General features: G+C 63.2%; 25 protein-coding genes and 1 tRNA gene. 17 read left to right on the top strand and 9 right to left on the bottom strand.

Going from position 1 to position 26,991, the window contains the following annotated elements; translation table 11 throughout:
* Nucleotides 1–27: 27 nt before the first annotated feature.
* Complete coding sequence (locus tag AC2ISB_RS07940) at nucleotides 28–2,148, bottom strand: DEAD/DEAH box helicase (protein WP_486574663.1); 2,121 nt, start codon at nucleotides 2,146–2,148, stop codon at nucleotides 28–30.
* Nucleotides 2,149–2,481: 333 nt separating this feature from the next.
* Here AC2ISB_RS07940 and AC2ISB_RS07935 point away from each other — a divergent pair, with 333 nt between their 5' ends.
* From AC2ISB_RS07935 to AC2ISB_RS07905, 7 genes are all read left to right on the top strand, one after another.
* Complete coding sequence (locus tag AC2ISB_RS07935; protein WP_486574662.1) at nucleotides 2,482–4,419, top strand: cation:proton antiporter; 1,938 nt, start codon at nucleotides 2,482–2,484, stop codon at nucleotides 4,417–4,419.
* A 107-nt stretch (nucleotides 4,420–4,526) separates the two neighbouring features.
* The gene (argS, locus tag AC2ISB_RS07930; protein ID WP_486574661.1) at nucleotides 4,527–6,269 is read left to right on the top strand and encodes an arginine--tRNA ligase; all 1,743 of its coding nucleotides are present in this window, start codon (nucleotides 4,527–4,529) and stop codon (nucleotides 6,267–6,269) included.
* A 57-nt stretch (nucleotides 6,270–6,326) separates the two neighbouring features.
* The gene (locus AC2ISB_RS07925) at nucleotides 6,327–7,790 is read left to right on the top strand and encodes an SPOR domain-containing protein (protein ID WP_486574660.1); all 1,464 of its coding nucleotides are present in this window, start codon (nucleotides 6,327–6,329) and stop codon (nucleotides 7,788–7,790) included.
* Nucleotides 7,790–8,782: a glycoside hydrolase family 3 N-terminal domain-containing protein gene (locus tag AC2ISB_RS07920; protein WP_339107692.1), complete on the top strand. Its 993-nt coding sequence runs from the start codon at nucleotides 7,790–7,792 to the stop codon at nucleotides 8,780–8,782. The genes AC2ISB_RS07925 and AC2ISB_RS07920 overlap by 1 nt, the downstream gene beginning before the upstream one ends.
* Nucleotides 8,782–9,561: a segregation and condensation protein A gene (locus tag AC2ISB_RS07915; protein ID WP_339107691.1), complete on the top strand. Its 780-nt coding sequence runs from the start codon at nucleotides 8,782–8,784 to the stop codon at nucleotides 9,559–9,561. The genes AC2ISB_RS07920 and AC2ISB_RS07915 overlap by 1 nt, the downstream gene beginning before the upstream one ends.
* A complete protein-coding gene (gene scpB / locus AC2ISB_RS07910; RefSeq protein ID WP_339107690.1) occupies nucleotides 9,558–10,226 on the top strand; it encodes an SMC-Scp complex subunit ScpB in 669 nt (222 codons plus the stop codon). The genes AC2ISB_RS07915 and scpB overlap by 4 nt, the downstream gene beginning before the upstream one ends.
* Nucleotides 10,227–10,237: 11 nt before the next feature.
* Nucleotides 10,238–10,450 carry a hypothetical protein gene (locus AC2ISB_RS07905; RefSeq protein WP_339107689.1) on the top strand — a complete coding sequence of 71 codons (213 nt, stop codon included), beginning with the start codon at nucleotides 10,238–10,240 and terminating at the stop codon, nucleotides 10,448–10,450.
* 201 nt (nucleotides 10,451–10,651) lie between these two features.
* Here AC2ISB_RS07905 and AC2ISB_RS07900 read toward each other — a convergent pair whose 3' ends face one another.
* From AC2ISB_RS07900 to AC2ISB_RS07865, 8 genes are all read right to left on the bottom strand, one after another.
* Nucleotides 10,652–11,728, bottom strand: coding sequence for a 2'-deoxycytidine 5'-triphosphate deaminase (locus AC2ISB_RS07900; RefSeq protein WP_339107688.1), 1,077 nt, complete (start codon nucleotides 11,726–11,728; stop codon nucleotides 10,652–10,654).
* 93 nt (nucleotides 11,729–11,821) lie between these two features.
* Nucleotides 11,822–11,899, bottom strand: a tRNA-Pro gene (locus tag AC2ISB_RS07895).
* 103 nt (nucleotides 11,900–12,002) lie between these two features.
* Nucleotides 12,003–13,319: a MerR family transcriptional regulator gene (locus AC2ISB_RS07890; protein WP_486574659.1), complete on the bottom strand. Its 1,317-nt coding sequence runs from the start codon at nucleotides 13,317–13,319 to the stop codon at nucleotides 12,003–12,005.
* Between the two features lie 85 nt (nucleotides 13,320–13,404).
* Nucleotides 13,405–13,704 (bottom strand): integration host factor subunit alpha, encoded by a 300-nt coding sequence (gene ihfA, locus AC2ISB_RS07885; RefSeq protein WP_339107686.1) that lies wholly within the window; start codon nucleotides 13,702–13,704, stop codon nucleotides 13,405–13,407.
* Between the two features lie 125 nt (nucleotides 13,705–13,829).
* Complete coding sequence (locus tag AC2ISB_RS07880; RefSeq protein ID WP_339107685.1) at nucleotides 13,830–14,804, bottom strand: beta-ketoacyl-ACP synthase III; 975 nt, start codon at nucleotides 14,802–14,804, stop codon at nucleotides 13,830–13,832.
* A 4-nt stretch (nucleotides 14,805–14,808) separates the two neighbouring features.
* Complete coding sequence (gene plsX, locus AC2ISB_RS07875) at nucleotides 14,809–15,849, bottom strand: phosphate acyltransferase PlsX (RefSeq protein WP_406721675.1); 1,041 nt, start codon at nucleotides 15,847–15,849, stop codon at nucleotides 14,809–14,811.
* 150 nt (nucleotides 15,850–15,999) lie between these two features.
* Nucleotides 16,000–16,206, bottom strand: a complete 207-nt coding sequence (rpmF, locus tag AC2ISB_RS07870) for a 50S ribosomal protein L32 (protein ID WP_339107683.1) — start codon at nucleotides 16,204–16,206, stop codon at nucleotides 16,000–16,002.
* Nucleotides 16,207–16,518: 312 nt separating this feature from the next.
* Entirely contained in the window at nucleotides 16,519–17,079 is a 561-nt protein-coding gene (locus AC2ISB_RS07865; RefSeq protein ID WP_486574658.1) for a YceD family protein, read from the bottom strand.
* A 230-nt stretch (nucleotides 17,080–17,309) separates the two neighbouring features.
* On the opposite strand from AC2ISB_RS07865, the gene AC2ISB_RS07860 reads away from it, so the two are divergent.
* The 10 genes from AC2ISB_RS07860 to proB all read left to right on the top strand — a co-directional run bounded on the left by AC2ISB_RS07860 (nucleotide 17,310) and on the right by proB (nucleotide 26,980).
* Nucleotides 17,310–17,789, top strand: a complete 480-nt coding sequence (locus AC2ISB_RS07860) for an outer membrane protein assembly factor BamE (RefSeq protein WP_339107681.1) — start codon at nucleotides 17,310–17,312, stop codon at nucleotides 17,787–17,789.
* Nucleotides 17,790–18,056: 267 nt separating this feature from the next.
* Nucleotides 18,057–18,794 carry a GNAT family N-acetyltransferase gene (locus AC2ISB_RS07855; RefSeq protein ID WP_486574657.1) on the top strand — a complete coding sequence of 246 codons (738 nt, stop codon included), beginning with the start codon at nucleotides 18,057–18,059 and terminating at the stop codon, nucleotides 18,792–18,794.
* Nucleotides 18,795–18,913: 119 nt separating this feature from the next.
* Complete coding sequence (locus AC2ISB_RS07850) at nucleotides 18,914–20,737, top strand: ATP-binding cassette domain-containing protein (protein WP_486574656.1); 1,824 nt, start codon at nucleotides 18,914–18,916, stop codon at nucleotides 20,735–20,737.
* A 127-nt stretch (nucleotides 20,738–20,864) separates the two neighbouring features.
* The gene (locus tag AC2ISB_RS07845; protein WP_486574655.1) at nucleotides 20,865–21,968 is read left to right on the top strand and encodes a histidine kinase dimerization/phosphoacceptor domain -containing protein; all 1,104 of its coding nucleotides are present in this window, start codon (nucleotides 20,865–20,867) and stop codon (nucleotides 21,966–21,968) included.
* A gap of 184 nt (nucleotides 21,969–22,152) precedes the next feature.
* Nucleotides 22,153–22,536, top strand: coding sequence for a 50S ribosomal protein L21 (rplU, locus tag AC2ISB_RS07840; RefSeq protein WP_406720996.1), 384 nt, complete (start codon nucleotides 22,153–22,155; stop codon nucleotides 22,534–22,536).
* A gap of 18 nt (nucleotides 22,537–22,554) precedes the next feature.
* Nucleotides 22,555–22,824: a 50S ribosomal protein L27 gene (gene rpmA, locus AC2ISB_RS07835; RefSeq protein ID WP_339107676.1), complete on the top strand. Its 270-nt coding sequence runs from the start codon at nucleotides 22,555–22,557 to the stop codon at nucleotides 22,822–22,824.
* Between the two features lie 267 nt (nucleotides 22,825–23,091).
* A complete protein-coding gene (locus AC2ISB_RS07830) occupies nucleotides 23,092–23,631 on the top strand; it encodes a GNAT family N-acetyltransferase (protein ID WP_339109524.1) in 540 nt (179 codons plus the stop codon).
* Nucleotides 23,632–23,634: 3 nt separating this feature from the next.
* Nucleotides 23,635–24,657: a GNAT family N-acetyltransferase gene (locus tag AC2ISB_RS07825; protein WP_486574654.1), complete on the top strand. Its 1,023-nt coding sequence runs from the start codon at nucleotides 23,635–23,637 to the stop codon at nucleotides 24,655–24,657.
* A 137-nt stretch (nucleotides 24,658–24,794) separates the two neighbouring features.
* Nucleotides 24,795–25,826 (top strand): GTPase ObgE, encoded by a 1,032-nt coding sequence (gene obgE / locus AC2ISB_RS07820; protein WP_339107674.1) that lies wholly within the window; start codon nucleotides 24,795–24,797, stop codon nucleotides 25,824–25,826.
* Nucleotides 25,827–25,837: 11 nt separating this feature from the next.
* Nucleotides 25,838–26,980, top strand: coding sequence for a glutamate 5-kinase (gene proB, locus AC2ISB_RS07815; protein WP_486576776.1), 1,143 nt, complete (start codon nucleotides 25,838–25,840; stop codon nucleotides 26,978–26,980).
* The last annotated feature ends 11 nt before the right edge of the window (nucleotides 26,981–26,991 follow it).

The following is a 26,991-nucleotide window of genomic DNA, read 5'->3' as shown; positions in this document are numbered from 1 at the left end:
CGTCGTTTCATCATATTGGGTCGGGCCTCAGGCCTCGTCCCCCGGCACTGTGGTTTCAGCGGCGGGAGCCTCTGCGCCTGTGTCCGTGGCAGGCTCCCCTGCCGCCGCCTCGTCCACTTTTTTCTTGCGCGTGCGCGTCGTGGTCGTTTTGGCCTTGGTGGTCTTCGGCTTTGCGGTTTTGGCGCGCGCACGGGTGGCACGTTTGGGCTTTTCGGGCGCCTCTGCCGCGGCTTCGTCTTCGGCAGCCGAGACGACCGGAGCGCCGACAGGCGCGGGCTCCTGCGCTGTCGGCGCGTCGTCAGCGGGCACAGACGCCGTTTCGGCCGCAGCGTCCGCGACACCCGCGGGGGCAGGCGCAGCCGACGGCTCGGCTGCGGGCGCCTTGTCGTCCCCTGTGGCGTCAGCCGACACCTCTTCTGCGGTGGGCGCAGCGGTCGCGGCTGCCTCGGTCGAGGCGTCCTCGGCCTTCTTCGCCGGAGATTTGCGACGGCGCGAACGGGCGGGCTTTTCCGCCGGTGCCTCTTTGACCGTTTCGACGGTATCGGTCGCAGTCTGTGCCACAACCTCGGTCTCGTCCTCGGTATCCTCGGGCGTCGGGCGCGAAATCACGAATTCCCGCAACAGGAATTCCGGCACATGATCGCCCATGCCCACCACATCGGGACCGTCATCCCGACGGTTGCGGCGATAGCGGTCCGAGCCATTGCGATCCGTGTTGGGACGGTCCTGCTCGCGGGGGTGTGCGCGGGGATGTTCGTGGCGCGGGGCGCGGGCCTGCGTATCCTCGATACGCGGGGCGTCTTCCTTGCGCTCGGCCTTGGCGCGCTCCGGCTTGGCAGAGGCTTCGCCGGATTGCTTGATCGGCTCTTTCGAGGCTTCCTGACCGTGGTCAGGCACCGGACGCTTGCGGTCGCGATCACGTTCGCGGCGCGTGCCGGTGCGGCCCCCGCGGTCATTGCGCGGACGCGGGGCCTGACTTGCGGCTTCCGAAAGCTCGAACCCTTCGGGGATCTCTGCACGGGGCAGGGTCATCTTGACCAGTTCCTCGATCTGGCTGAGGAATTTCTCGTCATAGGGCGTTGCCAGCGACACAGCGGTGCCATGGCGGCCCGCGCGGCCCGTGCGCCCGATGCGGTGCACATAGTCTTCGGCATGCATCGGCAGGTCATAGTTGAACACATGGCTGACGCTGGGCACATCCAGACCGCGGGCGGCCACATCCGACGCCACAAGGATCTTCAGCTTGCCATCGCGGAAATTCTCCAGCGTGCGCGTGCGCTGCGACTGGTCCAGATCGCCGTGGATCGGCTGTGCGTCAAACCCGTATTTCTGCAACGATTTCGACACGATATCCACATCTGTCTTGCGGTTGCAGAAGACGATGCCGTTATCCAGCTTATCGCCTTCAGCCGTGATCAGCGCGCGCAGCAGCTCGCGTTTGGTCTTGGCGGATTGGTCCTTACGCGGCGGGGTGATTTCCACCAGCTTCTGGGTGATGTTCTGCGAGGTGGTGGCCTGACGGGCCACTTCCACACGCACCGGCGCCTGCAGGAAGGTATTGGTGATCCGTTCGATCTCGGGGGCCATCGTTGCCGAGAAGAACAGCGTCTGGCGGGTGAAGGGGGTCAGCTGGAAGATGCGCTCGATATCGGGAATGAAGCCCATATCCAGCATGCGGTCGGCCTCGTCGACGACCATCACCTTCACATCGGTCAGAATCAGCTTGCCGCGTTCGAAATGGTCCAGCAGGCGGCCCGGGGTGGCAATCAGCACGTCCACGCCCTTGTCGATCAGCTTGTCCTGTTCGCCAAAGGCCACGCCACCGATCAGCAGGGCGCGGGTCAGTTTGGTGTGCTTGGCGTAAAGGTCGAAATTCTCCGCGACCTGAGCGGCCAGTTCGCGCGTCGGTGCCAGCACCAGCGAACGCGGCATCCGCGCGCGGGCACGGCCACGGCGCAGGCGGGTCAGCATCGGCAGGGTGAAGGACGCGGTCTTGCCGGTACCGGTCTGTGCAATTCCCAGAACATCCTTGCCTTCAAGGGCAGGGGGAATCGCTTTTTCCTGAATCGGGGTGGGCGAGGTATAGCCCGCCTCTTCGATGGCAAGAAGAACCTTGGGGTCGAGTTTCAGCTCGGAAAACTTGGTCATACGCGTCCTGATCACAGCAGAGGAGGTCTGCAGAAAAAAGGGACGCGGTTGTTCAGGCGCCCCGGCTACTGTCCCGCCGGATTGCGGGATGGCGCTGCACTAGCCGAATTTCTGCAAAAGGTCAATGTAAACGGGGTTTGGCATGGCAAATGCCCGCATTTTACCGCAAACGGGCGGCGCGACAGCCCCGAAACGGCTTTCTTGCCGCGCGGATCGGGGCCGATATTGACCTTTGGCGGGGCGGGTTCAAATGTCGGGAACAGGGCGCGGCGGTTCTGTCAGCTGTGCCGGTTCTTCGGTTCAGGATGCTTCAGTTTGTAAAGGGCCTAGGGAATGGCGCAAGAGATCGCAACGCAGGCAGTGCATCAGGCCGCCGGTCTGGGGCCTGTCATGGCCTTCGCCCTTGTGGGGATCGTTGGAGTGGGGGCGCAATGGCTGGCGTGGCGTCTGCGCCTGCCCGCCATCGTATTCATGCTGATTGCAGGGGTTCTGGTCGGGCCGGTGACAGGTCTGGTGGACCCGATGCGCGATTTCGGAGACCTGACCGGCCCGCTGATCAGTCTTGCGGTGGCGGTGATCCTTTTCGAGGGGGGCATGTCGCTTGATCTGCACCGGCTGGGCGATGCCCGTGCGGGGGTGATGCGGCTGGTGCTGATCGGCGCGCCTCTGGGCTGGCTGATGTCGACGCTGGCGCTGCGCTTGGCGGCGGATCTGTCGTGGGAAAGTGCAGCCGTGTTTGGGGGCATCATGATCGTGACGGGCCCCACGGTGATCGCGCCGCTCTTACGCTCGGCACGGCTGGCGCGGCGACCGGCGCAGCTTCTGCAATGGGAAGCCATCGTGAACGACCCGATCGGGGCGCTGGCGGCGGTGCTGGCCTATGGTGTGGTGCTGGTGTTCCATGCCGATCTGGCATTGTCGAAAGCCGCGCTGGAGACCGGTTTCGGCATTCTGTTCGCTCTGGCGCTGGGGCTTGCGGCGGGGCGCGCGACGGTCTGGGCGTTTCAGGGCGGCAGGGTGCCCGAATTCATGAAGGTGCCGGTGCTGTTTGTGGGGTTGCTGATGACCTTCGCGCTGGCCGATACCATCTTGCATGAAAGCGGGCTTCTGGCGGTGACGGCGATGGGGCTGGTGATCGGCAATGCCGATCTGCCCGCCTATACAGAGCTGCGCCGTTTCAAGGAACATGCCACGGTGCTGCTGGTGTCGGGGGTGTTCATCCTGCTTGCGGCCAGTCTGGACCTGTCGCAGCTGGCGATGCTCGACTGGCGCGCGGCGGGCTTTATCATCGCGGTTGTGGGGATTGCGCGTCCGGCCACGGTGCTTCTGTCGCTCATGGGGACGACGATCGCGTGGAAAGAGCGGCTGTTCATCGCGCTGACCGGTCCGCGCGGGGTGGTTCTGGTGGCGGTGGCGGGGCTGTTTGGCCAGCGCTTGGCCGATGCGGGAGTGGAGGATGGGGCCCTGATCGCGCCTCTGGCTTTCCTGCTGGTGACGGTCACGGTGGTGCTGCATGGCTTTACGCTGGCCCCGCTGGCGCGGTTTCTGGGACTTGCGGACACCGATAAACCGGGGGTGCTGATCGTGGGCGGCTCGCGGTTTTCCACCCGTCTGGGTGAGGCGTTGCAAAAAGCCGATGTGCCGGTGCTGATTGCCGACCCGAACCACCAGCATCTGATCCGTGCCCGTGCGGAGGGGCTGAAGACCTTCTATGGCGATATTCTGGGCGAGGCGGCGGAAGACACGATTGAACGTCTGGCCTATTCCAACGTTCTGGCGGTCACCGATAACGATGCCTATAACACGCTGGTCTGCACCGACCTTGGCGCCGAGCTTGGCCGCGCCCATGTCTGGCAGGTGGCGCGGCAGAAAGAAGACCAGCGCCGTCATGCGCTGCCCACGCAACTGGGCGGGCAGCCCTTTGGCGGAGGGCGCAGTTTTGAAACCTTCCGCGATATGGAGCGTGAGGGCTGGAGCTTCCGTGTGACCCGCCTGACCGAGGAGTTCACGCTGGCGCAATGGCGCGAACGGCGTCCGATGGCGGTGCCCATCCTGCGGATTTCGCCGCGCGGCGAGATCGGGTTTGTCGATAATGGCGAGGAGATGAAAGCCGATGCGGGGATGCGGATTCTGGCGCTTTTGCCGCCCGATGCCGGATCGCCCGATGCCGGATCGCCCGATGCGGGATCGGAGGACCCCGCGCGCCAGTCTGTACCCGAGGGGGGCGACCGGCCCGATGCCCCGCCCGGACCAGTGGCACCGTTGCCCTGAGGGCTGTGACGGCCTAAAGATCGCCGCAAAAGCCGCGCGGCCCAGCCGCAGCAGTTGACCTTATGCCCCGCCTCTGGCAGTGGAGAGGCAACCAGAGGAAGACCCAGATGAACCTGTTTGCCAATATCCGCGCGGTCGTGATCAACGCGCTGAACGAGATGTCGAAGGAAGGCACGCTCCCCGAGGGGCTGGACCTGAGCAATGTCACTGTCGAGCCGCCGCGTGATCCGCTGCATGGCGATATGGCGACCAATGCCGCGATGGTGCTGGCCAAGCCCGCAGGCGCCAAGCCCCGCGATCTGGCCGAGGCGCTGGCGGCCAAGCTGCGCGATGAGCCGCGCGTGACCTCTGCCGAAGTGGCAGGCCCGGGCTTTTTGAACCTGCGTCTTGAGGGATCGGTCTGGGGCGATGTGGCGCGTGCGGCGCTGAAAGCCGGCGCTGATTTCGGGCGTGCCGATCTGGGCAAAGGTCTGAAGGTCAATGTCGAATATGTTTCGGCCAATCCGACCGGTCCGATGCATGTGGGCCATACCCGTGGCGCGATCTTCGGTGATGCGCTTTGCAGCCTGCTGGATTTCGCGGGTTATGATGTGACGCGCGAATATTACATCAATGATGGCGGCGCTCAGGTCGATGTTCTGGCGCGCTCCGCCTATGAGCGTTACCGCGAGGCCTGCGGTCAGGAGCCCGAGATCCGCGAGGGGCTGTATCCCGGCGATTACCTGATCCCCGTGGGTCAGGCGCTGAAGGACAAATACGGCGACAGCCTGCTGGATAAGGGCGAGCAATACTGGCTTGAGGATATCCGCGAATTCGCCACCGAAGCGATGATGGAGATGATCCGCGGCGATCTGGCGTCGCTGGGTGTGAAGATGGATGTCTTCTATTCGGAAAAATCGCTTTATGGCACGGGGCAGATTGAAGGCGCGTTGAAGCGTCTGGAAGATCTGGGCCTGATCTACGAAGGCGTGCTGGAGCCGCCGAAAGGCAAGCTGCCCGAAGATTGGGAAGAGCGCGAGCAGACGCTGTTCAAATCGACCCAATTCGGGGATGATGTTGACCGTCCGGTGAAGAAATCCGACGGCAGCTGGACCTATTTCGCCCCCGATATCGCCTATCACTGGACCAAGGTCGAGCGTGGCTATGACATGCTGATCGACGTCTTCGGCGCCGACCATGGCGGCTATGTCAAGCGGATGAAAGCGGCTGTGGCGGCTTTGTCCGACCGCAAGGTGCCGCTGGATATCAAGCTGATCCAGCTGGTGAAGCTGTTCAAGAACGGCGAGCCCTTCAAGATGTCCAAACGTGCGGGCACCTTTGTCACTCTGCGCGATGTGGTCGAGCAGGCGGGCGCCGATGTGACCCGCTTCCATATGCTGACCCGCAAGAATGACGCAGCCCTTGATTTCGACTTCGACAAGGTGCTGGAGCAGTCGAAAGACAACCCCGTGTTCTACGTGCAATATGCGCATGCACGGGTGTGCTCGGTGCTGCGTAAGGCGCGTGATGCCGGTTGGGATCTCAATGATTCCAAGCTGGCCGAGGTGGATATCATGCTGGACGATGCCGCCCAGCAAGTGCTGGCGCGCAAGATCGCGGAATGGCCGCGTCTGGTGGAAATCGCGGCGCGTGCCAATGAGCCGCACCGCGTGGCCTTCTTCCTCTACGAGCTGGCCTCCGATCTGCATAGCCTGTGGAACCGTGGCAATGACAAGCCCGAGCTGCGTTTCTTCCAGGAGGGGGACGAGGCCGCAACCGCTGCACGAATCACATTGGCACGCGCCACGGCGGTTGTGATTTCTGCCGGACTTGGTATCCTTGGCGTCACTCCGGCTGAAGAGATGCGCTAAAACGCACGCCGCCGGAATAGAAGGTAGTGGACCGGGAAACCGGCGGCGAGGCGGATAATGGCAGTCTTTCACAGACCCTTCGAAGGGGAGGATGCGTCCTTTGAAGAGGAGGCATCCGGCAATGAGGGGGGGCGCCCACGGCGGCGCTCGTCCAGCTATCTTGCGCCTTCGGTTGGCAAGAAGCGGCGCGATTCCTCCGACCCTTCGGGCGAGTCGAGCTTTTTCATGCCCAGTCAGGCCTTTGTGCCGCGCGGTGATTATGACGTGGAGGACGAGGCACTGGAATTCGGGGCCTATCGCCCGCACCGCCAGCCTGACGATCACGATTTCATCGCGGAAGAAGATCCCGAGGCATGGGCCGAACCCGCACCGGCCTACACGCCAGAAGCCCCTGCCGCAGCGGCTGTTGCCTCCGGCGCATCGGTGGCCGGTTCCGCACGGGGCTTTACCCCGAATTACGCCAATCAGCCGCATCCCTCGACCGCAGGCGGGTTTGATCCGCGTTACGGGGCGGAGGTCTTTGACGATGACGAACCCGCCTTACGCCCCAATCCGTTCCAGCGCTGGGTCAATCTGGCGGGGGCGGCAACATCTGTCGCGCTGATTCTGGGCGTCGTCGTCTGGGGCTACAAGCTGGCGATGCGCGATATTCAGGGCGTGCCGGTCATCAAGGCGATGGAGGGTCCGTCGCGCGTGGCCCCCGAAGATCCGGGTGGCGAACTGGCCGAACATGTGGGGCTTTCGGTCAATGGTGTGGCGGGAACCGGCGTGGCCGCGCCTGCCCCCGAACGGGTGACATTGGCCCCCGCCGAAGCCGGTCTGAGCGATGATGACAAGGCGATGTCCGATCTCAAGCCCATTGATGCCGCGACCGCGCCGATGGAAACCGACGAGACGCCCGAGACCATTGTGGTGCCGGTGCCCGACAGCAATGCCCGGCCCACCCCCGAGATGCAGGCCGCGACTCAATCGCTTGCCGCCCCGGGGGCGGTGGACGAGGCCACTGCCGATAGCCTGACCAATTCCGACAGTAACGCTTTGGTCGTCGATGATGCCGATGGAACGGGCGACGATGGCGCGGTGGCACCGCCTTCGCCAGAGGCGATTTCTCAGACGATTCCGGGCGTGATCCGCTCGCCGCGTCCGATGCTGCGCCCTGCGCGTGATCTGGTGGCGGAGGCGGTGGCAGCCTCGTTTGGTGGCGGGGCCGATGCCTCGACCCCCAGCGAAAGCGAGGGGCCGGTGGAAATCGATGCGGCGAGCCTGCCGGCGGGGACGCGTCTTGTGCAGTTGAATACCTATCAAAGTGCCGATGAGGCGCGGAAGGACTGGGACCGCGTGGTGACCAAATTCGGGCCCCTAATGGATGGCAAGAAACGTGTGATACAGGAAGCGACGGCGGGGGGGCGTACCTTCTACCGCCTGCGTGTGCAGGGCTTCGAGGATCTGGCACAGGCCCGTCAGTTCTGTGCGGCCCTTGTGGCCGAGGGGGCATCCTGTATTCCGGCGACGGTGCGCTGATGAGCTCGGCAACGATTCTCGGTCTGTCGGGGCTGACCCTGACCGCGCGGGAGCGCGCTTTTTTCCGCGCCGTCCAGCCTTGGGGATTTATCCTGTTCGCGCGCAATATCGACACACCCGAACAGCTGCGCCGTCTGACGGCGGATCTGCGCGAGGCCGTGGGGCGGGACGCGCCGGTGCTGATCGACCAGGAGGGCGGGCGGGTGCAACGTCTGCGCGCCCCGCATTGGCGCGAATGGCTGCCGCCTCTGGAACAGGCGCAGCGGCCCGACCCCGAGCGCGGCTTCTGGCTGCGGGCGCGGATCATGGCCGATGAATTGCGCGCCGTGGGGATTGATGCGAATTGCGCGCCCTGCTGCGATATTGCGGGGCCGCAGACCCATCCTTTCCTGCGCAACCGCTGTCTGGGCGAGGATGCCGCAACCGTGGCCCGCAATGCCCGCGCGACCGCTTTGGGGTTTCTGGCCGGGGGCGTGTTGCCGATTATCAAGCATATTCCGGGGCATGGTCGGGCAATGGCGGACAGTCACAAGGATCTGCCGCTGGTCGAGGCCTGCGCCGAGGATCTGCTGACCCATGATTTCGCCGCCTTCCAGCCGCTGCGCGATATGCCGATGGCGATGACCGCCCATATCCGTTTTGCCGCCTTCGATGATGCGCCCGCGACCCAGTCGCCGGTGATGGTGGACCTGATCCGGCAGGTGATCGGCTTTGACGGGCTGCTGATGTCGGATGACCTGTCGATGCAGGCGCTGTCGGGCGGCATCCGCCAGCGGGCCGAGGCCACGATGGCGGCAGGCTGTGATGTGGCGCTGCATTGCAACGGGGATATGGCCGAGATGGAAGACGCCGTTCTCGGGGCGGGGGCAATGTCCGAAGCCGCCTCTGCACGGGCGGCAGCGGCGCTTGCGCGGCGGGGGCCGCCCGAGCCTGCCGATATCGCAGCCCTTGAACGGGAACTGGAAGGCGTATTGCAGGCAAGCGAGGTCTGATGGCCGATCGTCCGAAATCGCAAGATGGCCGCGTGGCTGACCGTCTGGCTGCCGAGGCGCTGATCATTGATGTCAACGGCTTCGAAGGCCCGCTTGATCTGTTGCTGACATTGTCCCGCAGCCAGAAGGTGGATCTGCGCAAGATCTCCGTGCTGGCGCTGGCCGAGCAATATCTGGCCTTTGTCGACCATGCACGCGCGTTACGGATCGAACTGGCCGCCGATTATCTGGTGATGGCGGCGTGGCTGGCCTATCTGAAATCGCGCCTTTTGCTGCCGCCCGAACCCGATGCCGAGGGCCCCTCTGCCGAGGATATGGCCGCGCATCTGGCCTTCCAGCTGGAACGGCTGGAAGCGATGCGCGATGCCGCAGCGCAGTTGATGGCGCGTGACCAACTGGGCAGGGACGTCTTTGCCCGCGGGATTTCCGAAGAGGTGGTACGGGTGAAAAAGATCACCTATTCCGCCACGCTGATGGATCTGATGCGCGCCTATTCGCGCGTGCGCACCCGCGACGAATTCCGCCCCTATGCCTTTGACCGGCGCAATATCTTTACGATGGAACAGGCGCTTGAACAGCTCCGCGACCTGCTGGGCTATGCGGGCGAGTGGATGGATCTGTCAAGCTACCTGCCCGAAAGCTGGCGGGTGGACCCTGCGCGCAGGCGCTCGGCCACGGCGGCCACCTTTGCGGCGTCGCTGGAACTTGCCAAACAGGGCGTGGTCGAGCTGCGGCAATCCGAAACCTTTTCCCCCATCTCTATCCGGAAAACATCATGAGTGATCCTGTAGAAACCGTTTCCGCCGAAGAGCGCGAGCCGCAGCTGTTTTCCGCCCCCGCGATGGAGGCACAGGAGCGCATGGTGGAGGCGATGCTGTTTGCCACCCCCGAGCCGATCACCACGCGCGAGATGCAATCGCGCATGCCCGTAGGGTCCGACCCGCGCGAGGCGCTGGAAAACGTGCGCGCCCGTTATGAGGGGCGTGGCGTGCAGGTCGTGCGGGTGGGGGAAGGCTGGGCGATGCGCACCGCCCCCGATATGTCCTTCCTGCTGCACAAGGAAACGGTGGAGCAGCGCAAACTCTCGCGGGCCGCTACCGAGACCCTGGCGATTATCGCCTATCACCAGCCGGTCACCCGCGCCGAAATCGAGGAGATCAGGGGGGTGGCTGTCTCGCGCGGGACCCTTGATCTGCTGCTGGAGCTCGACTGGATCCGTTTCGGGCGACGGCGGATGACGCCGGGCCGTCCGGTGACATTTGTGGTGACGCAAAGCTTCCTTGACCATTTCAGCCTCGAATCCGCCCGTGATCTGCCCGCTCTTGCGGAACTTCGCAGCGCCGGATTGCTTGATAGCAGACGGATGCCGGGCGAGGAGGTCGAGGATGACGAGGAAGATATCGCCACCGGACAGGCCGGACAAAGCGAGATGTTCGAGGAATAGGAGCCAGAGCGATGCAGCAGATCCTGCGGATGATCTTCAACCAGCTTTTGCGGCGTGGCATAAACTACGGGATCAACAAAGGCATCGAAAGGGCGTCGCGCAAGGGCCGCAACGACGATACGCCGTTGACCCCCGAAGAGCGCAGGAAACAGCAACAACTGCGCAAAATGGCCGGAAATGCACGCCGTTTGGCACGCATGACCAAGCTGGGCCGCAGGTTTTAGGATGTTTCACCGCTAGGGGGCACCGCTAAGGGCGGCACCCTCTGTGTGTCATATCCGGTGTGGCACATCCTGCGTCTTTACAAGCGGGCTGCGTCGTTACAAGCGGGGTCGCCAGAGGCGCGCCGCGTGGCGCAAAGAACGCGGCACACGCGATATGGAACGCCTCTTCTGGAGCGTGCTTGCTTAGGCCACGGGCCGGACTCATGACTTGAAATGCTTGGCGAGCTTCAGCCCTTGGCCTTGGTAGTTCGATTTCAGATCCGCGCCGTAAAGGCGTTTGGGGCGCTCGGCCATATGTTCATAGACCAGACGGCCCACGATCTGCCCGTGTTCCAGAACAAAGGGGGCCTCGTGGCAACGGACTTCCAGCACCCCGCGCGAGCCGATGCCCCCTGCCGCCCCATGTCCGAACCCCGGGTCGAAGAAGCCCGCGTAATGCACACGGAACTCGCCCACCATCGCCAGATAGGGCGCCATCTCGGCAGCAAAATCGGGAGGAATCGTCACAGATTCGCGCGAGACGAGGATGTAGAACGCACCGGGGTCGAGGATGATACGGCCTTCGCTGGTGTGTAGCTCTTCCCAGAACTCGGTCGGATTATAGGCCCCGATCCGGTCCAGATCGATGACGCCGGTATGGGGCTTGGCGCGGTAGCCTACCAGATCGCCCGTCTCGGGACGCAGATCGACCGAGAAGCCCAGGCCGTGGTCGATGACCGCCTGACCGCTGACCAGTGGCTCGACCATATGCAGCGCGCGCAGCTCGTCATCCGAAAGCGCCGCCTGACCGCCCGAGAAGCGGATCTGGTTGAGCCGCATTCCGGGCCGTACCAGCACCGAAAAACTGCGCGGGCAGATTTCGGCAAAAAGAGGCCCCTGATAGCCATCGGGGATACGGTCGAATTCGGTGCCATGATCGGTGATGACGCGGGTCAGCAGGTCCAGCCGTCCGGTCGAGGATTTCGCATTGGCCACCGCGCTGATGCCTTCGGGCAGGCTGAGCGATTCCATCAAGGGCACCAGATAGACGCAGCCCTTTTCAAGGACCGCTCCGTTGGACAGGTCCATCCGGTGCATCTCGAAATCCGCCAGCTTGTCGGTCACGCAGGTTCCGCGCCCCGCAAGGAAGGAGGCGCGCACGCGATAGGCGACATGGCCAAGTCGCAGGTCAAGGCTGGCGGGCTGGATCTGTTCGGGGATCACCGGCGTTGCGGCACGGATTTCCTGCTTGGAGATCATCGCCTCGATGGCGGTATCGGACAAAACACCAAGGGTCATGGGCGGCTCTCCATCGTCATGCTCGGGCAGGGGGTGGGCCCGTTCGGCAGATCCGGATAAGCGAACACCCACCCCGAAGGGTGGGTGTTTCGGTGGTCGGGCCAGCGAGATTCGAACTCACGGCCTTCCGTCCCCCAGACGGACGCGCTAACCAGGCTGCGCCATGGCCCGACATGAGGCGCATATAGAGGGAAAGCGGCGCGGGGCGCAAGACCGAAATCGAAGATTTTTTCGTCTTTTTTCATCTGCTTTCCCGAAGACGGCGAAAAACCCTTCAGGGCCGGATTTCGCGCGACAATTCACGCCGCAATGCATGCAGTTTATCGACCGCCCGCGACAGGGCGACCTGCTCTGTGCGGGTCATCCGGTCGGGCTTGATGGTCGAGATACGGGCCACCAGCACCGAGATTCGCGTGGGCGGCAAAGCTGCGGCCCCGGCACCATCGCTTTGGGGCAGGGTGACCGTGGCAAGGGCTGCGGCGCTTTGCTCGGCACTGGGCCGCGGGGGGGCGGGGGGCTGCGCGATTTGCGGCTCTGCCAGCTCCGGCTCTGCCAGTTCGGGGGCTGCCTGTTCCGGTGCGTCTTGATCCTCGGCCTCCCCCTCCGGTTCCGAGGGTGCAGTTTCCATCGCCTCGGGAAGAACCGCGGGGGAAGAGATGTCTTCTTCATCCTCGATCAGAGCCGAGATGTCGTCATCGTCATCCGCGTCGGTCTCGTCGGCGAAAAGCGGTGTCTGTTCCCAGACATCGGCAAAGCTTGGCCCGTCCGGCACCTCTGGCTCGGGGACGAGCGAGGCGGCGTGCGCGGGCTGGGCAGGGGCGTCGGGAAGCGTGTCCATAACCTCTTCGCCCTCTGCCGGTTCCAGCTCGGGCAGAAAGTCATGCGGCTGCAGCGCGCCTTCGGACGCCGCTTGCGGCTCCGTCTGGCGGGGAGTGTCTGTAGCCGCGTTGAGGTCGGACGCGATAATCTCCGTCTCGGGGGGAGATATGGGGGCGTCCGGAGCCTCTTCTGCCTGCGGCTCTGGTGTGGACGGTGCGTCGTGATCCGGCTCTGCGGTCTTCTCGACAGAAACCGTATGTGCGGGCACCGCGAAGTCCGGGTCCGTCATCGCGTCCGGCAGGCTCCCTGCGGGGGCTGCAAGAGGCGGATGCATGGGGGGCGGAGCCTCGGGGGCAGAAAGCGGCTGCGTCCCGTGCACGGCACTTTCATCCCACGGCAAGGGCGCATCGGAAGACGGGGGGGGCGCCGCGCGCGGCATGTCGGAAAGGGGGGGCGCAGGCTGCGCAACGGGCGCGTCTGGGGCGTCGTCCGGCGGAAGATGGAGCCGCCCGAGATCGCAGACATGGCGCACGCCCTGCTCCTTGAGCACTTTCTGCACGCCACGTATGGTCAGCCCGTCTTCGTGCAGAAGCTGGCGGATACCTGACAAAAGCGCGATATCATCGGGGCGGTAATAGCGGCGGTTGCCAGCCCGCTTGGTTGGCTTGACCTGTGGGAATTTCCCCTCCCAAAACCGCAGGACATGCGATGGGACGCCAACGATCTCGGAAGTTTCAGAGATCGTCCGGAAGGCATCGGCAGCTTTTGCCATGACTCGTCAATTCCTTTCCCGGACGCTGCTGGGGCCGGGCTTGTCTAAAGGCACCCCATTCGGGGGCGCAGGTCACCTGATCGGATCAGTTCGAGTTGCCGTCGGCCACACGGTCTTTCATCAGATGGGAGGGGCGGAAGCTCAGCACCCGACGCGGGCTGATCGGAACTTCTTCGCCAGTCTTGGGATTGCGACCCATGCGCGAGGCTTTGTCGCGGATGGAGAATGTGCCGAAGGACGAGATCTTTACCGTCTCGCCTGCGACAAGCGCGTCGGAGATATGTTGTAGCACATCCTCGACCAGTTGGGCCGATTCATTGCGCGACAGGCCGACTTCGCGGAAGACAGCCTCGCTTAGATCCATACGGGTCAGTGTTTTGGACATATCGCCCCCTGAGAAGAATTTTCACTCAAGGATGGGGCTGTCGGTCAGCAAAGTCAATATCGCCAGTGCCTTGGCCGGTCTTTCCCCGGAGATAATGTCGGGTTTTGCCGGATTTTGGGCGCGGTTTACCAGCGCAGAACCACCGAACCCCATGCCAGACCGCCGCCAATCGCCTCGACCACGACGATCTCGCCGGTCTTGAGTTTGCCCTCGGAGGCACCGACCGACAGGGCCAGCGGGATGGAGGCAGCCGAGGTGTTGCCATGATCTTGCACGGTGACGACCACGCGCTCCATCGGAACGCCCATTTTTTCCGCCGTAGCGGAAATGATGCGCAGATTGGCCTGATGCGGCACGATCCAGTCCACATCATTGCCCGACAGGCCAAGCTTGTCCAAGGCCGTATGCGCGGTCTGGGCAAGTTTGGTGACCGCATGGCGGAAGACCTGATTGCCCTGCATCCGCAGATGGCCGGTGGTGCCGGTGCTGGACACGCCACCATCGACATAAAGAAGCTCGCGATAGCGCCCATCCGAGTGCAGATCCGAGGCCAGAATGCCACGGTCATTGACCGTGCCGGTGCCTTCGGCCGCTTCCAGAATCAGCGCGCCCGCACCATCCCCGAACAGCACGCAGGTCGAGCGGTCTTCCCAGTCCATAATGCGCGAGAAGGTCTCGGCCCCGATTACCAGCACGCGCTCTGCCTGACCCGAGACGATCAGCCCGTTGGCATTGGTCAGCGCGAAGATGAAACCCGCACAGACCGCCTGCACGTCATAGGCAAAACCGCGGGTCGAGCCGAGCCCCGCCTGCACCATTGTCGCCACGGAGGGGAAGGTGAAATCGGGGGTGGAGGTCGCCACGACAATCGCGTCGATATCCTCGACGCTCATGCCCGCATGTTTCAATGCGGCTTCGGCGGCCTTGATCGCCAGTTGCGAGGTGGTCTCGCCTTCGGCGGCGAAATGGCGCCGCTCGATGCCGGTGCGCGAGCGGATCCATTCATCCGACGTTTCAAGCTTGGTCTCGAATTCGGCATTTTCGACAATGCGCTCGGGCAGGTAATGCCCGACACCACGGACCACAGCTCTGATAGTCATTCGATTACTCGTTGTTAGAATTGGCAGCGTCGCCTTGCGCGGCATCCTGCCCAATGGGCATGTCACTTGCAACCCGCGCCGCGAGCCTTTCGGCAAAACCGGACGCCGCAAGACGGGCCGCCAGATCAATCGCTGCGGCAACCCCGAGCGCATCGGCAGAGCCATGCGATTTCACGACCGTGCCGTTCAGGCCAAGGAATACCCCGCCATTGGCGCGGCGCGGATCGATCTTTTCAGACAGGCGTTTGAGCGACTTCATCGCCAGCATCGCCCCCAGCTTCGACAAGACCGAAGAGGTCAGCGCCTCTTTCAGCAGGCGACCGGCCAGTTTGGCCGTGCCTTCGCCGGTTTTCAGGGCGATATTGCCGGTAAATCCGTCAGTCACAATGACGTCAGCTTTGTTGGAGGACAGGTCACTACCCTCGACGAAGCCCACAAATTCGAAATCACCGCGCTCCTGCGCATCACGGCACAGGCCGTAAGCTTCTTTCAGCTCGGCGCGGCCCTTATGTTCTTCGGTGCCGACATTCAGCAGCCCCACACGCGGGCGCTCGATATTGAGTGCATTGCGGCAGTAGGAACTGCCCATCAGCGCATAAGTCAGCAGGTCGGGCGCATCGGCTTTGATATCGGCGCCCATATCCAGCATGACGCACCAGCCCGCAGAATTCTGCGAGGGCCAGAAGCTGGCAATGGCGGGGCGGTTCACGCCCGGCAGCTTGCGCAGGCGCAGCATCGACAGCGCCATCAGCGCGCCGGTATTGCCGCAGCTCACCGCCACCTGCGCCGATTTCTCGCGCACGGCATCGACGGAGGCCCACATGGAGCTGTCCTTGCCATTGCGCATGACCTGAGAGGGCTTGTCCTCCATCCGCACCACATCACTGGCGTGGCGAATGGTGACAACCTTGCCCAGACCACGTGCATCGACGAGGCTTTTAAGCTCCGCTTCGGGGCCGTTGAGCAGGAAGCGCAGTTCAGGAGACTTCTTGGACGCGCGCGCAACCCCGTCGACCACGACGGAAGGGCCATGATCGCCCCCCATAGCATCGACAGAAATGACGATAGCGCCGGATTGCTCCGGCGCTGCGGTCGCATCGCGACCCTGCGTCACAGCAGTCGTATCCTGCCCTGCGTCCAGCGATTGGTCTTGCCGATTAAGCATGCCGATAGCTGTGTCGTCGGGCAACGCGGCTTATGCCGCGTCGTCGTCCAGATCGACTTCGTCAGCAGCTGCGACGACTTCGCGGTCGTCGTAGTGGCCGCAAGCGCCACAAACGTGGTGCGGGCGCTTCAGTTCGCCGCAGTTCGGGCATTCAGCCGGATTTGCAGCAACAAGTGCGTCATGCGCGCGGCGCATGTTGCGGCGGGAGCGCGTGACTTTATTCTGAGGGACAGCCATGTCTCAACCTCGGATGTTAGGGGGCGCATCGCCCGCGTTGGTGGCCGTAAAGCCGTGATTTTCCTGGTGTTTCACCCGATAGACGCTTGCGGCGACTCTGGTGTGAACCCAAAACTCGAATGAGGCCGGGAACATACTGCGATTTTCCAAAGGTGCAAGCCCTTTCTTGGGGCTTGGGCCTAGATTTTTCGCGGCAAGGTCCGGCCTGCCCGATACGGGGCAAATTGATCGTACGAGATGCCTTCCAAGACGGAGGGTCCCCAAGGGATCTGGCCTTTTGGAAGGGCCGGGATTCGTGCGTTCCCCGCCCGCTTACGCGTTTCCGTTCTTCTTGTCCATCAAAGCCTTCAGATTGGCGAAAGGTTTGAGGTCCTCATCGCGCAGCGGCGTTTCACCGGGTTTGGTGATGACCGTCTCGCCCAGCTCTGCGCCGTCCTTGCGCGGATAGAGCGGCAGGCCGAGTTCGAAGGCTTCGAGCGCCACATGGGCAAGGTCGATCACCGCGGGCAGGGCCTCGGCGCTGTCATCCTCGGGGATCTCCGATTCTTCGGCGGTAGGTTCCACCCAGTCGCGCAGGAAGCGACGGCTGACCGATTCTCTCACCTCGCCCGCGACCGGCTCCAGCGTGATGACGCAAGATTGCGTGATGCGTGCGTGGAGCTTGCCGTTGAGAACGAAGTCATGTTTGCCGGCGGGCGTCAGTTCGCCTTTGAAGCTCAGCGCCTCCACCGAGACGATATCGGCCCATTGGGCGATCTCCTTGCGCAGGGCGGGTTCGGGCGAGATGTCGAAGCGCAGAGGCTTGCGTCCGTTGAGGTCTTTCACCGCAACGGGGTGGGACCAGGGCATTTCAAGGGGGGTGCCGTCTGTCATGACGCGTGTCCTTCTGTCTGGGGCTGTCCGGCAGGGGCCGGGCGGGCCTTTGGCTGTGTCAGGGCCCGCAAGATGCGGGTGAAGAGGGGGGCCGCCGCGATGGCGGGTTGTTTTTTCCGGCAATATCCGGCACCAAGCGGGCCAGAACCTACCGGTTCCGGTCTTGAGGGCCGTGTGCAGGTATTGTAATCGGGATAAAAGGCCAGTGGCCGCGAGGCAAGGGGGATACAGTGAGCATTGGTTTCGCACCGCGCCGCCTGATGCAGGGGGTTGCCCTTTGCGCAGTGATCGGGCTTGGCGCTTGTTCGCCTATCTATCGCAATCATGGCTATGTGCCGACGGAAGAAGACCTGTCGCAAGTTCAGGTCGGAAAAACCACCAAAGACGATCTTGACCGGCTGATCGGGCGACCCAGCTCTTCGGGCGTTCTGGAAGGCTCGGACTGGTATTACGTCGGCTCGCGCTGGAAACGTGTGGGCTGGGGGGCCTCGCATGAGATCGACCGTCAGGTTCTGGCTGTCAGCTTCAACAAGGCTGGCGTGGTGTCGGGGGTCGAGCGCTATACCCTCAAGGATGGCCATGTGGTGCCGTTGACCCATCGCGTGACCGAGGCCAATGTGAAGGGCATCGGTCTGATCCGCCAGTTGCTGGGCTCGGTGGGACGTATGGACGCCGGCACACTTCTGGGGTCGAGCAGCCCCGACAATTAACGGGGTGCCGCCCGTCTGGGCCATATGCATGCCAAGATCGAACGCGCCGTCTTGCGGCGCGTTTTTCATTGGCCGCCCGTTTGCCGCAGGAAAGCTGCCGAAAATTCATGCGCTGGCACGGTGTCGGGCAGGCGGGAGCGGGCGCTGACTTCTTTTTTTCATGAACTGCGCATAGTCTTTCGGCAGGCGGGCTGTCGGGTGGGCCGTCGGGCAGGTCATGGAAGTCGGGCGGGTCGTGAGAGTGGACCATAGGGCCGGAGGCGACAGATGAGTTTTTCGTTGATACGGGGTCGATATGTGGCTCGCCTTGCCCAGACGGTGCAGGATCTTGAGGCGGTGCAGGCGATTCGGGGACTGTGTTTCCGTGGCGAGGGCTGTGTGGACCGCGATGCGTTTGACGCGCAGTGTCAGCATGTGATGGTGGAAGAATGCGGGAGCGGGCGGCTGGTCTGCTGTTTCCGCCTGCTACCGCTGGCCTCGGGGGAGGCGATCGGGCGCAGCTACGCAGCGCAGTTCTATGCGCTGGAGGCGCTGGCGGATTATCCCGCACCGATGGTGGAGATGGGGCGGTTCTGTATCCATCCTGCCTATCACGACGCGGATATCCTGCGGGTGGCATGGGGGGCGATGACGCGTTTTGTCGATGGGGCTGGTGTGGAAATGCTGTTTGGCTGCTCGTCCTTCAGGGGCACGGACTGGCGCGATTATGCGGATAGTTTCACGCTTTTGTCGCAGCGCCATCTGGGGCCGGAGCGCTGGTTGCCACGGGTCAAGGCGCCTGACGTGGTGCGCTATGCGCGTGCGTTGATGGGGGCGCAGGGGAACCCGAAACAGGCGATATTGCGGATGCCGCCCTTGCTGCGCAGCTATCTGGCAATGGGGGGCTGGGTTTCCGATCATGCGGTGGTGGATCCGGATCTGGGAACGTTGCATGTGTTCACGGGGCTTGAAATAGGCCGCATTCCGGCGGCACGGCGGCGGGCCTTGCGTCTGGTGGCGGGGTAGGGGCGCTGCCCCTCTTGGGGCGTTGCCCCAATTCACCCCGGGATATTTCGGGCAGCTGGAAGCGGGGGCCTGTGTGAAGGGTGATTGACCTTTGGGCTGGGCGTGATTAGCTGCGCGTCATGGCACGTGCACCTATTTTACAGCTTTCCGATATTTCGCTGTCCCATGGCGGCGATCCCGTGTTCGACGGTCTCGATCTTGTTGTCCAGCAGGGCGACCGTGTGGCCTTGGTGGGCCGCAACGGCACCGGCAAATCCACCTTGATGAAGGTGATGGCGCGGCTGGTGGAGGCCGATCATGGCGAGGTGGTGATTCCGCCCGGCATTTCGGTGGGCTATATGGAGCAGGAGCCCGATCTGTCGGGTTTTGCGACGCTGGGGGAGTATGCCGCTTCGGGGCTGGATCCTTCCGAGGGCTATAAGGTCGAGATGGTGGCCGAGGGGTTGAAGCTGAATATGGAGGCCTCGCCCGAGACGGCATCAGGCGGCGAGCGGCGGCGTGCGGCTTTGGCCAAGCTTCTGGCGGAGGCGCCGGAGTTGATGCTGCTCGACGAGCCGACCAACCATCTGGACATCGAGGCGATTGGCTGGCTGGAGGCCGAGCTGAAGGCGACGAAGGCGGCCTTTGTGGTGATTTCGCACGACCGGGCGTTTTTGAAGGCTTTGACGCGGGCCACTTTGTGGATTGACCGCGGGAAGGTGCGCCGTCTCGAGCGCGGCTTCGAGCATTTCGAGGAATGGCGCGAGGAGGTTTGGGCCGCCGAGGACGAGGCGCGGGCCAAGCTGGACAAGAAGATCAAGGTCGAGGCGAAATGGGCCGTGGAGGGCATTTCGGCGCGGCGCAAGCGCAATCAGGGACGGTTGCGGGCGCTTCAGGATATGCGCGCGGAACGATCAAACCAGATCAAGCGTCAGGGCGTGGCTGCGATGGAGATCGATTCGGGCAAGGCGTCGGGCAAGCGGGTGATCGAGGCGAAGGGGCTGTGCAAGGAGTTCGGCGGCAAGACCATCGTGCGGGATTTCGATCTGCGGGTGCTGCGCGGTGACCGGATTGCGTTTGTGGGCCCCAATGGTGTGGGCAAGACCACGCTTCTGAAGATGTTGATGGGGCAGATGGAGCCGGATGCGGGGACCGTGACCCTTGGCACCAATCTGGAGGTCGCGATTTTCGATCAGACCCGCGCGGCGCTTGATCCCGAGCAGACACTGTGGGAGGGGTTGGTGAATGACCCCGATATGGCGGTGCGCGGGGCCTCGGATCAGGTGATGGTGCGCGGCACGCCCAAGCATGTTGTGGCCTATCTGAAGGATTTCCTTTTTGATGAGGCACAGGCGCGGGCGCCGATTAAATCGCTGTCGGGCGGCGAGAGGGCGCGGCTGTTGTTGGCGCGGATCATGGCCAAGCCGTCAAACCTTTTGGTGCTGGACGAGCCGACCAACGATCTGGATGTCGAGACGCTGGATCTGTTGCAGGATATCCTGGGCGACTATGATGGCACCGTTTTGCTGGTCAGCCACGATCGGGACTTTATCGACCGTGTGGCCTCGACCACCATTGCGATGGAAGGCAATGGTCGGGCTGTGGTCTATGCCGGTGGCTGGAGCGATTACCGCCATCAGCGGTCCTTGACCGAACCCGAGGACCGGCCTGTGATCAAGCCCGCGGGGGAGGCGGTCCGGCCTGCGGCTTCGCCGGTTGTCGCGGCCAAAACCGAGGCAAAGCTGAGCTTTACGGAAAAGCATCGGCTTGAGGCGCTACCTGCGGTGATCGAGCGGCTGGAGGCCGAGATTGCCAAGCTGGAAGAGTTTCTGTCGGTCCCCGATCTTTTCGCCAAGGAACCGGTGAAGTTCCAGAAAGCCACGGAGGCTTTGGTCGAGCGGCAGCAGGCGCTGTCGGAGGCTGAAGAAGAGTGGCTGGAGCTGGAAGAAAAGGCGCAGGGATAAAAAGTGAAGCGGGGAGGCTTACTCCCTGCTTGCCTTGCGGCGGAGGCGCTTCTAGATTTCACAAAACGTTGAAATTTCTGAGGGACCTGCGCTTGCGCATGTTCCGGATTGTGTGAACGAGATCCCTATGCAAGCCCCGCTGCATCCCTGCGAAGCCGACCGCCTTCAGGCCCTCCGGTCTTACGATATTGTCGATACCGAATTCGAAGCGGAATTCGATGAGGTCGTCGATTTCGTGCGCGCGGTCTGTGACGTGCCGATCGTGCTGATTTCGCTGGTGGCGGAAGAGCGGCAGTGGTTCAAGGCGCGCCGAGGTCTGGATGTGGACGAGACGCCGCGCGATGTCGCCATATGTGCCTATACGGTGTTGCAGGACGATATTCTGGAAATCGGCGATACCCTGCTTGATCCGCGCACGCGCGACAATCGCCTGTGCACGCAGGACCCCGATCTGCGTTTCTATGCAGGGATGCCGCTGGTGACCAAGGACGGTTTTGCGATTGGCAGCCTGTGTGCGCTGGATCACCGCCCGCGTGTTCTGACCGATCTGCAACGTCAGACCCTGCGGGTGATGGCGCATCAGGTCATGGCGCGGCTGGAGCTGCGCCGGACCCTGCGTCTGGCGCGCGAGTTGCGCGGCGAGGTGGATCACCGCGTAAAGAACTCCTTGCAATCGCTGGCGGCGCTGGCCTCGATCAAGGCGCGCAATGTGGCTTCCGATGAGGGGCGCGAGGCCTTGCAGGCCATTCAGCGGCGCATCCAGACCGTGGCCATGCTGCACGAACAGCTCTATCGGTCCGATAGCGGTTCTGCGGTCAATCTGGGAGGCTATCTGACGGATGTGGCGCGCTATCTCGAAGGGCAGACGCCGGATCGGGTCAGTATCCTGTGCGAGGCCTGCGATCTGGCCGTCGTGGCCGAGCAATCTGCCGCTATCGGGACGCTGGTGAACGAATTCGTCGCCAATTCGATCAAACATGGTTATCCCGACGGGCGACGTGGCAATATCCGTGTGGGGTTGCGCCAGATCGCGCCCGACGAGGCCTGTCTGGAGCTTTCCGATGACGGAATCGGTCTTCCCGAAGGCGGTGTGGCGCGCAAAGGGTTGGGATTGCAGATCATGGAGGCATCGGCTGCGCAGGCGGCAGGGCAGTATGAGCAGGTGCCCGTCGAGCGGGGATTTGCCGTTGCCGTGCGGTTCCAGCCGCGCGCCAGTCGGGCGATCTTGTGAGCGGGACATCTGGAGATTGACTTTTGTTCTGTGATCACGCATACAGCGCCAACCCGGCATGATTCTGTCTGCCGGGTTTATCATTGTCACCGCCCTGAAAAGGGCGCGCTGTCCGAAGGCGGTCCCATGAGGGACCACAACACCGTCAGGGGCCAAAGGACGCGGAAGCAAAAAGGAAGACGCGATGTTTGCGGTCCTCAAGACTGGCGGCAAGCAATACAAGGTTCAAGCGGGCGACGTGCTCCGCGTGGAACTGATTGCTGCTGAAGCTGGCGATAAAGTCCAGTTCAATGAAATTCTGATGGTTGGCGGCGACAAGCTTGTCGTTGGCGCGCCCTTCGTTGAAGGTGCTGCTGTGCAAGCCGAAGTCATCGACTCGATCAAAGCCGACAAAGTCATCACCTACCACAAGCGCCGTCGTAAGCACTCGTCGCAGCGTACCCGTGGTCACCGCCAGAAGCTCACGCTGCTGCGCGTCACCGATATCGTCGCCTCGGGCGCAGATGCTTCGGTGAAAGAAGCTGTTGGCACCGCCGTCGCACGTCGTGCGGCTCACGAAACCAAGTAATCAGGGGAGTAACCACCCATGGCACACAAGAAAGCAGGCGGTTCGTCCCGTAACGGTCGCGACTCCGCAGGTCGTCGTCTTGGCGTCAAACTCTATGGCGGTCAGGCGGCTCTCCCGGGCAACATCATCGTGCGTCAGCGCGGCACCAAAGTCTGGGCCGGCGATAACGTCATGATGGGCAAAGACCACACCCTCTTTGCTGTCGCCGAAGGCACTATCGAGTTCAAGAAGGGCCTCAAGGGCCGCACCTTCGTCTCGGTTCTTCCTGTTGCGGAGGCGGCCGAGTAAGCCGACCTTCCCGTCACACGGATAATATGAAGGGGGATCGGCAGCAGCCGGTCCCCCTTTTGCGTGTCGCAGGGTTTGCGTTTGGCGCGAGGAGGAGGGGCCTTGTGCATAATGCAATGCGAAACGCCCATAACGCGATAAATGATCCGGCATCCGGCGCTTCTTTGCGAATTGACGCTAGGTCTTTATACGATTTTTACCTTGGCACATTATCTGCCAGAATTCGCCTCGAAACTGGATTACACTAGAGGCATTACGGAGGACGACATGTTTCAGGAAGCCATCCCTGACCAACCTGTGATCGAAGCTGAAAGGTTCATCCTGCGCCCGCTGCGCAAGTCCGATGCCGGGCTGATGACCATGTATACTTCGGATAAACGTGTCGCTACCGGAACCCGTGCCATTCCGCATCCGCTCCCGCCGGGGGCGTCAGACCAGTTCATCGCGCGTATCCTGTCGGGACAGGGCGATGAGGATGTCTGGGCGATTGACGGTTCTGCGCAGGGCTCGTGCGAGCTGTTGGGCATTGTGTCGCTGACCCGTATCAATGACACCCAGTCCGAGATCGGCTTCTGGGTCGGGGCAGGCTATTGGAATGCGGGCTATGCGTCCGAAGCCGTGCAGGCGATGGTTGCGGCCAATCCGCATGGCTCGCGCACGCTGCTGGCCGAGGTGTTTCAGGATAATCCCGGTTCGGGCCGTGTCCTGACCAATGCCGGTTTCGAATATCTTGGGGATGCCGAAAGCTGGTCCGTGGCGCGCAATGCCTCGGTGCCGACATGGACTTATCTGCGGAAAATGGACTGAGCCATGCTTCTGGCGCGCCATGTCCATACGGCGCGCCTGAGGTTGCGCCCCTTCTCTGCGGCGGATGTGCCTGCCATTGTCTCCGCGCTTTCGGGGTTCGAAACAGCGCGCTGGCTGGGGCGGGTGCCGCACCCCTATCGTCTCTCCGATGCACAGGAATTCGTGGCGCGCAGTCGGGACAAGCAGGTTTGGGCCATCGAGGATGGCGCGGGCTTTGCCGGTATGATCGGGATGGTGGGCGAGCTTGGCTACTGGCTCGCGCCGCACGCGCGCGGCAAGGGGTATATTCAGGAGGCGGCGCTGCATCTTGTGGCCTGCCACTTTGCCGACCCGCAGGTGGATCATCTGAAAGCGGGCTATTTTATCGGCAACCATGCATCGGCCAGAATTCTTTACGGGCTCGGGTTTGTCGAGGATGGTCCGGCAGACAGGCGGCCGAGCGTGGCATGGGCGGACCTGCGCCCGCATCAGCCTTTGCGCCTTGACCGCGCAGGCTGGGCGCGGCGCTTTGTTCCACAGATCCGCACGCCGCGCCTGCGGATCGACCCGCTGCGTCCCGAGGATGATGTGGCCTTCCACCGGCTCGTGACCTGTCCGTCTATCGGGCGGATGCTGCAACGGTTTCCTGCCGATTGGACACTGCCGCAGGCACGCGCCTTTCTGGCCGAAGCCCGTTGGCAGGGCGCGCGTCCGTGCCGTCTTGCGCTGCGCCATCAGGGCCGGTTCGTTGGCTCGATCGGGGTGGGGCAGGGCGCGTGCCCCGCTATTTTCTATTTCCTTGATCCGGCGGAGGCGGGACGGGGGCTGATGTCCGAAGCGTTAGAGGGGTTTATCGGCTGGCTGTCCGAGGCCTGGGGGCTGCGGCAACTGACGGCGCGGGTGTTTTGCGACAACCCTGCCTCGCGACATGTGCTGGAAAAGGCGGGCTTCCGTGTGACCGGCACCGGTTCGGGAACGTCGGCGCAGCGCGCTGCCCCTGCACCGGACTGGGGCTTGGACTATGAGGCGCCCGACCCCGCGGCCTGAATTTCGCAAATATCCCCAAGCTGTGGCCGCGCGCCCCACTTCCCACCTTGATCCGCAGGCGCAGGCAGCGTATCCCGTGCCATTGGTATCAACGCCACATCACGCCCGAAACTGCTGCAACCCGAAGGAACAGCCCGATGAAATTTCTCGACCTCGCCAAAGTCTATATCCGTTCCGGCGGCGGCGGTGCCGGCTGTGTGTCTTTCCGTCGCGAGAAATTCATCGAATTCGGTGGCCCTGACGGGGGCGATGGCGGCAAGGGTGGCTCGGTCTATGTCGAGGCGGTCGAAGGGCTGAACACGCTGATCGATTTCCGCTACCAGCAGCACTTTTTTGCCAAATCCGGTCAGCATGGTATGGGCAGCCAGCGCACCGGTAAGGATGGCGATGATATCGTGCTGAAAGTGCCGGTCGGCACCGAGATTATCGAAGAGGATGAAGAGACGGTCATTGCCGACCTGACCGAGGTCGGGCAGCGTATCCTGCTGGCCAAGGGGGGCAATGGCGGCTGGGGCAACCTGCGTTTCAAATCCTCGACCAACCGTTCGCCGTCCAAGGCCAATCCCGGTCAGGAAGGGGTGGAGCGCACGATCTGGCTGCGTCTGAAACTGATCGCCGATGCGGGGCTTCTGGGCATGCCCAATGCGGGCAAGTCGACCTTCCTTGCCACGGTGTCGAATGCGCGCCCGAAAATCGCGGATTACCCCTTCACCACGCTGGTGCCGAACCTTGGCGTCGTGGGCGTGGACGGACGCGAATTCGTGATGGCCGATATTCCCGGTCTGATCGAGGGCGCTTCCGAGGGCCGCGGCTTGGGCGACCAGTTTCTGGGCCATGTCGAGCGTTGCTCGGTCCTTCTGCATCTGGTGGATGGCACCTCCGAGACCGTGGTCGAGGACTGGCAGACCATCGTGGGCGAGCTGGAAGCCTATTCCGAGGCGTTGTTCGACAAACCCCGCGTGACCGTTCTCAACAAGATCGACGCGCTGGATGAGGAGACCTTGGCCGAGCGCAAGGCCGAGCTGGAAGAGGCCGTGGGCGGCAAGGTCTATCTGATGTCCAGCGTGGCCAAGAAAAACGTGGACACCGTGCTGCGCGCGCTTTGGGCGCAGATCGTGGAAGACCGCGGTGGCAATGGTGATGACGAGGACGGATCGTGGCAACCCTGATTGCGGGCCGGATGGCAGGTGCCCCCAGCGTGTCAACCGCCGCACAAAGCCCGCGCCTGTCGCAGGCCAAGCGGGTGGTGATCAAGATCGGTTCGGCGCTTCTGGTCGATCAGGCCGGTCTGCGGGCGGAGTGGTTGCAGGCATTGGCCGAGGATGTGGCGATGCTCAGGGGGCAGGGCACCGATGTGGTGCTGGTGTCCTCGGGCTCGATCGCGCTTGGTCGCCGCATCCTGCGATTGCCCCAAGGTGATCTGCCGCTGGAGCAGTCGCAGGCGGCCGCTGCTGTCGGACAGATCCGGCTGGCGCAGGGCTATCAGGAAATGCTTGCGCCGCATGGGGTGACCACCGCGCAGGTCCTGATGACGCTGGACGATACCGCCAACCGTCGCCGTTATCTGAATTCGCGCGCGACGCTGGAAACCCTGCTGTCGCTGGGCGTCGTGCCGATTGTGAATGAAAACGATACGGTCGCCACGGACGAGATCCGCTTTGGCGATAATGACCGTCTGGCCGCGTCGATCGCGGTGACGATCGGGGCGGACCATCTGGTGCTTCTGTCGGATGTCGACGGGCTCTATTCCGCCAACCCCAAGACCGACCCGACCGCCGAACATTTTCCGGTCGTGCCGCATATCACCCCCGAAATCGAGGCGATGGCGGGCGACCCCATCTCTGGTGTCTCGAAAGGCGGCATGAAGACCAAGCTGCTGGCCGCGAAAGTGGCTGTGGCGGGCGGATGTGCGATGGCCATCATGGACGGTTTCGTTGCACGCCCGCTTCTGGCGCTGGAAGAGGGGGCAAGGGCGAGCTGGTTCCTCCCCGAGGGGGACCCGCGTGCGGCGCGCAAGCGCTGGATTTCGGGCATGAAACCGCAAGGCCAGATGCATGTCGATCAAGGGGCCGTGCAGGCGCTATCGCATGGTAAATCGCTGTTGCCTGCGGGGGTGACGCGGGTCTCGGGCGAGTTCGGTCGCGGTGAGCCGGTGGCCATCCTTGCGCCGGACGGGCAGATCGTGGCCAAGGGGCTTGTGCGCTATACCTCGACCGAGGCGCGCGCGATCGCGGGGCATAAGTCGCAGGAAATTGCCGAGATTCTGGGCTATCCCGGACGGGCGGCGCTGATCCATCGCGATGATATGGTTTCGCTGACTTAAGTCAGGCAATA

Source organism: Thioclava sp. NS-SX20, from assembly GCF_057380695.1.
This window is presented reverse-complemented; position numbering and strand designations above follow the sequence as displayed.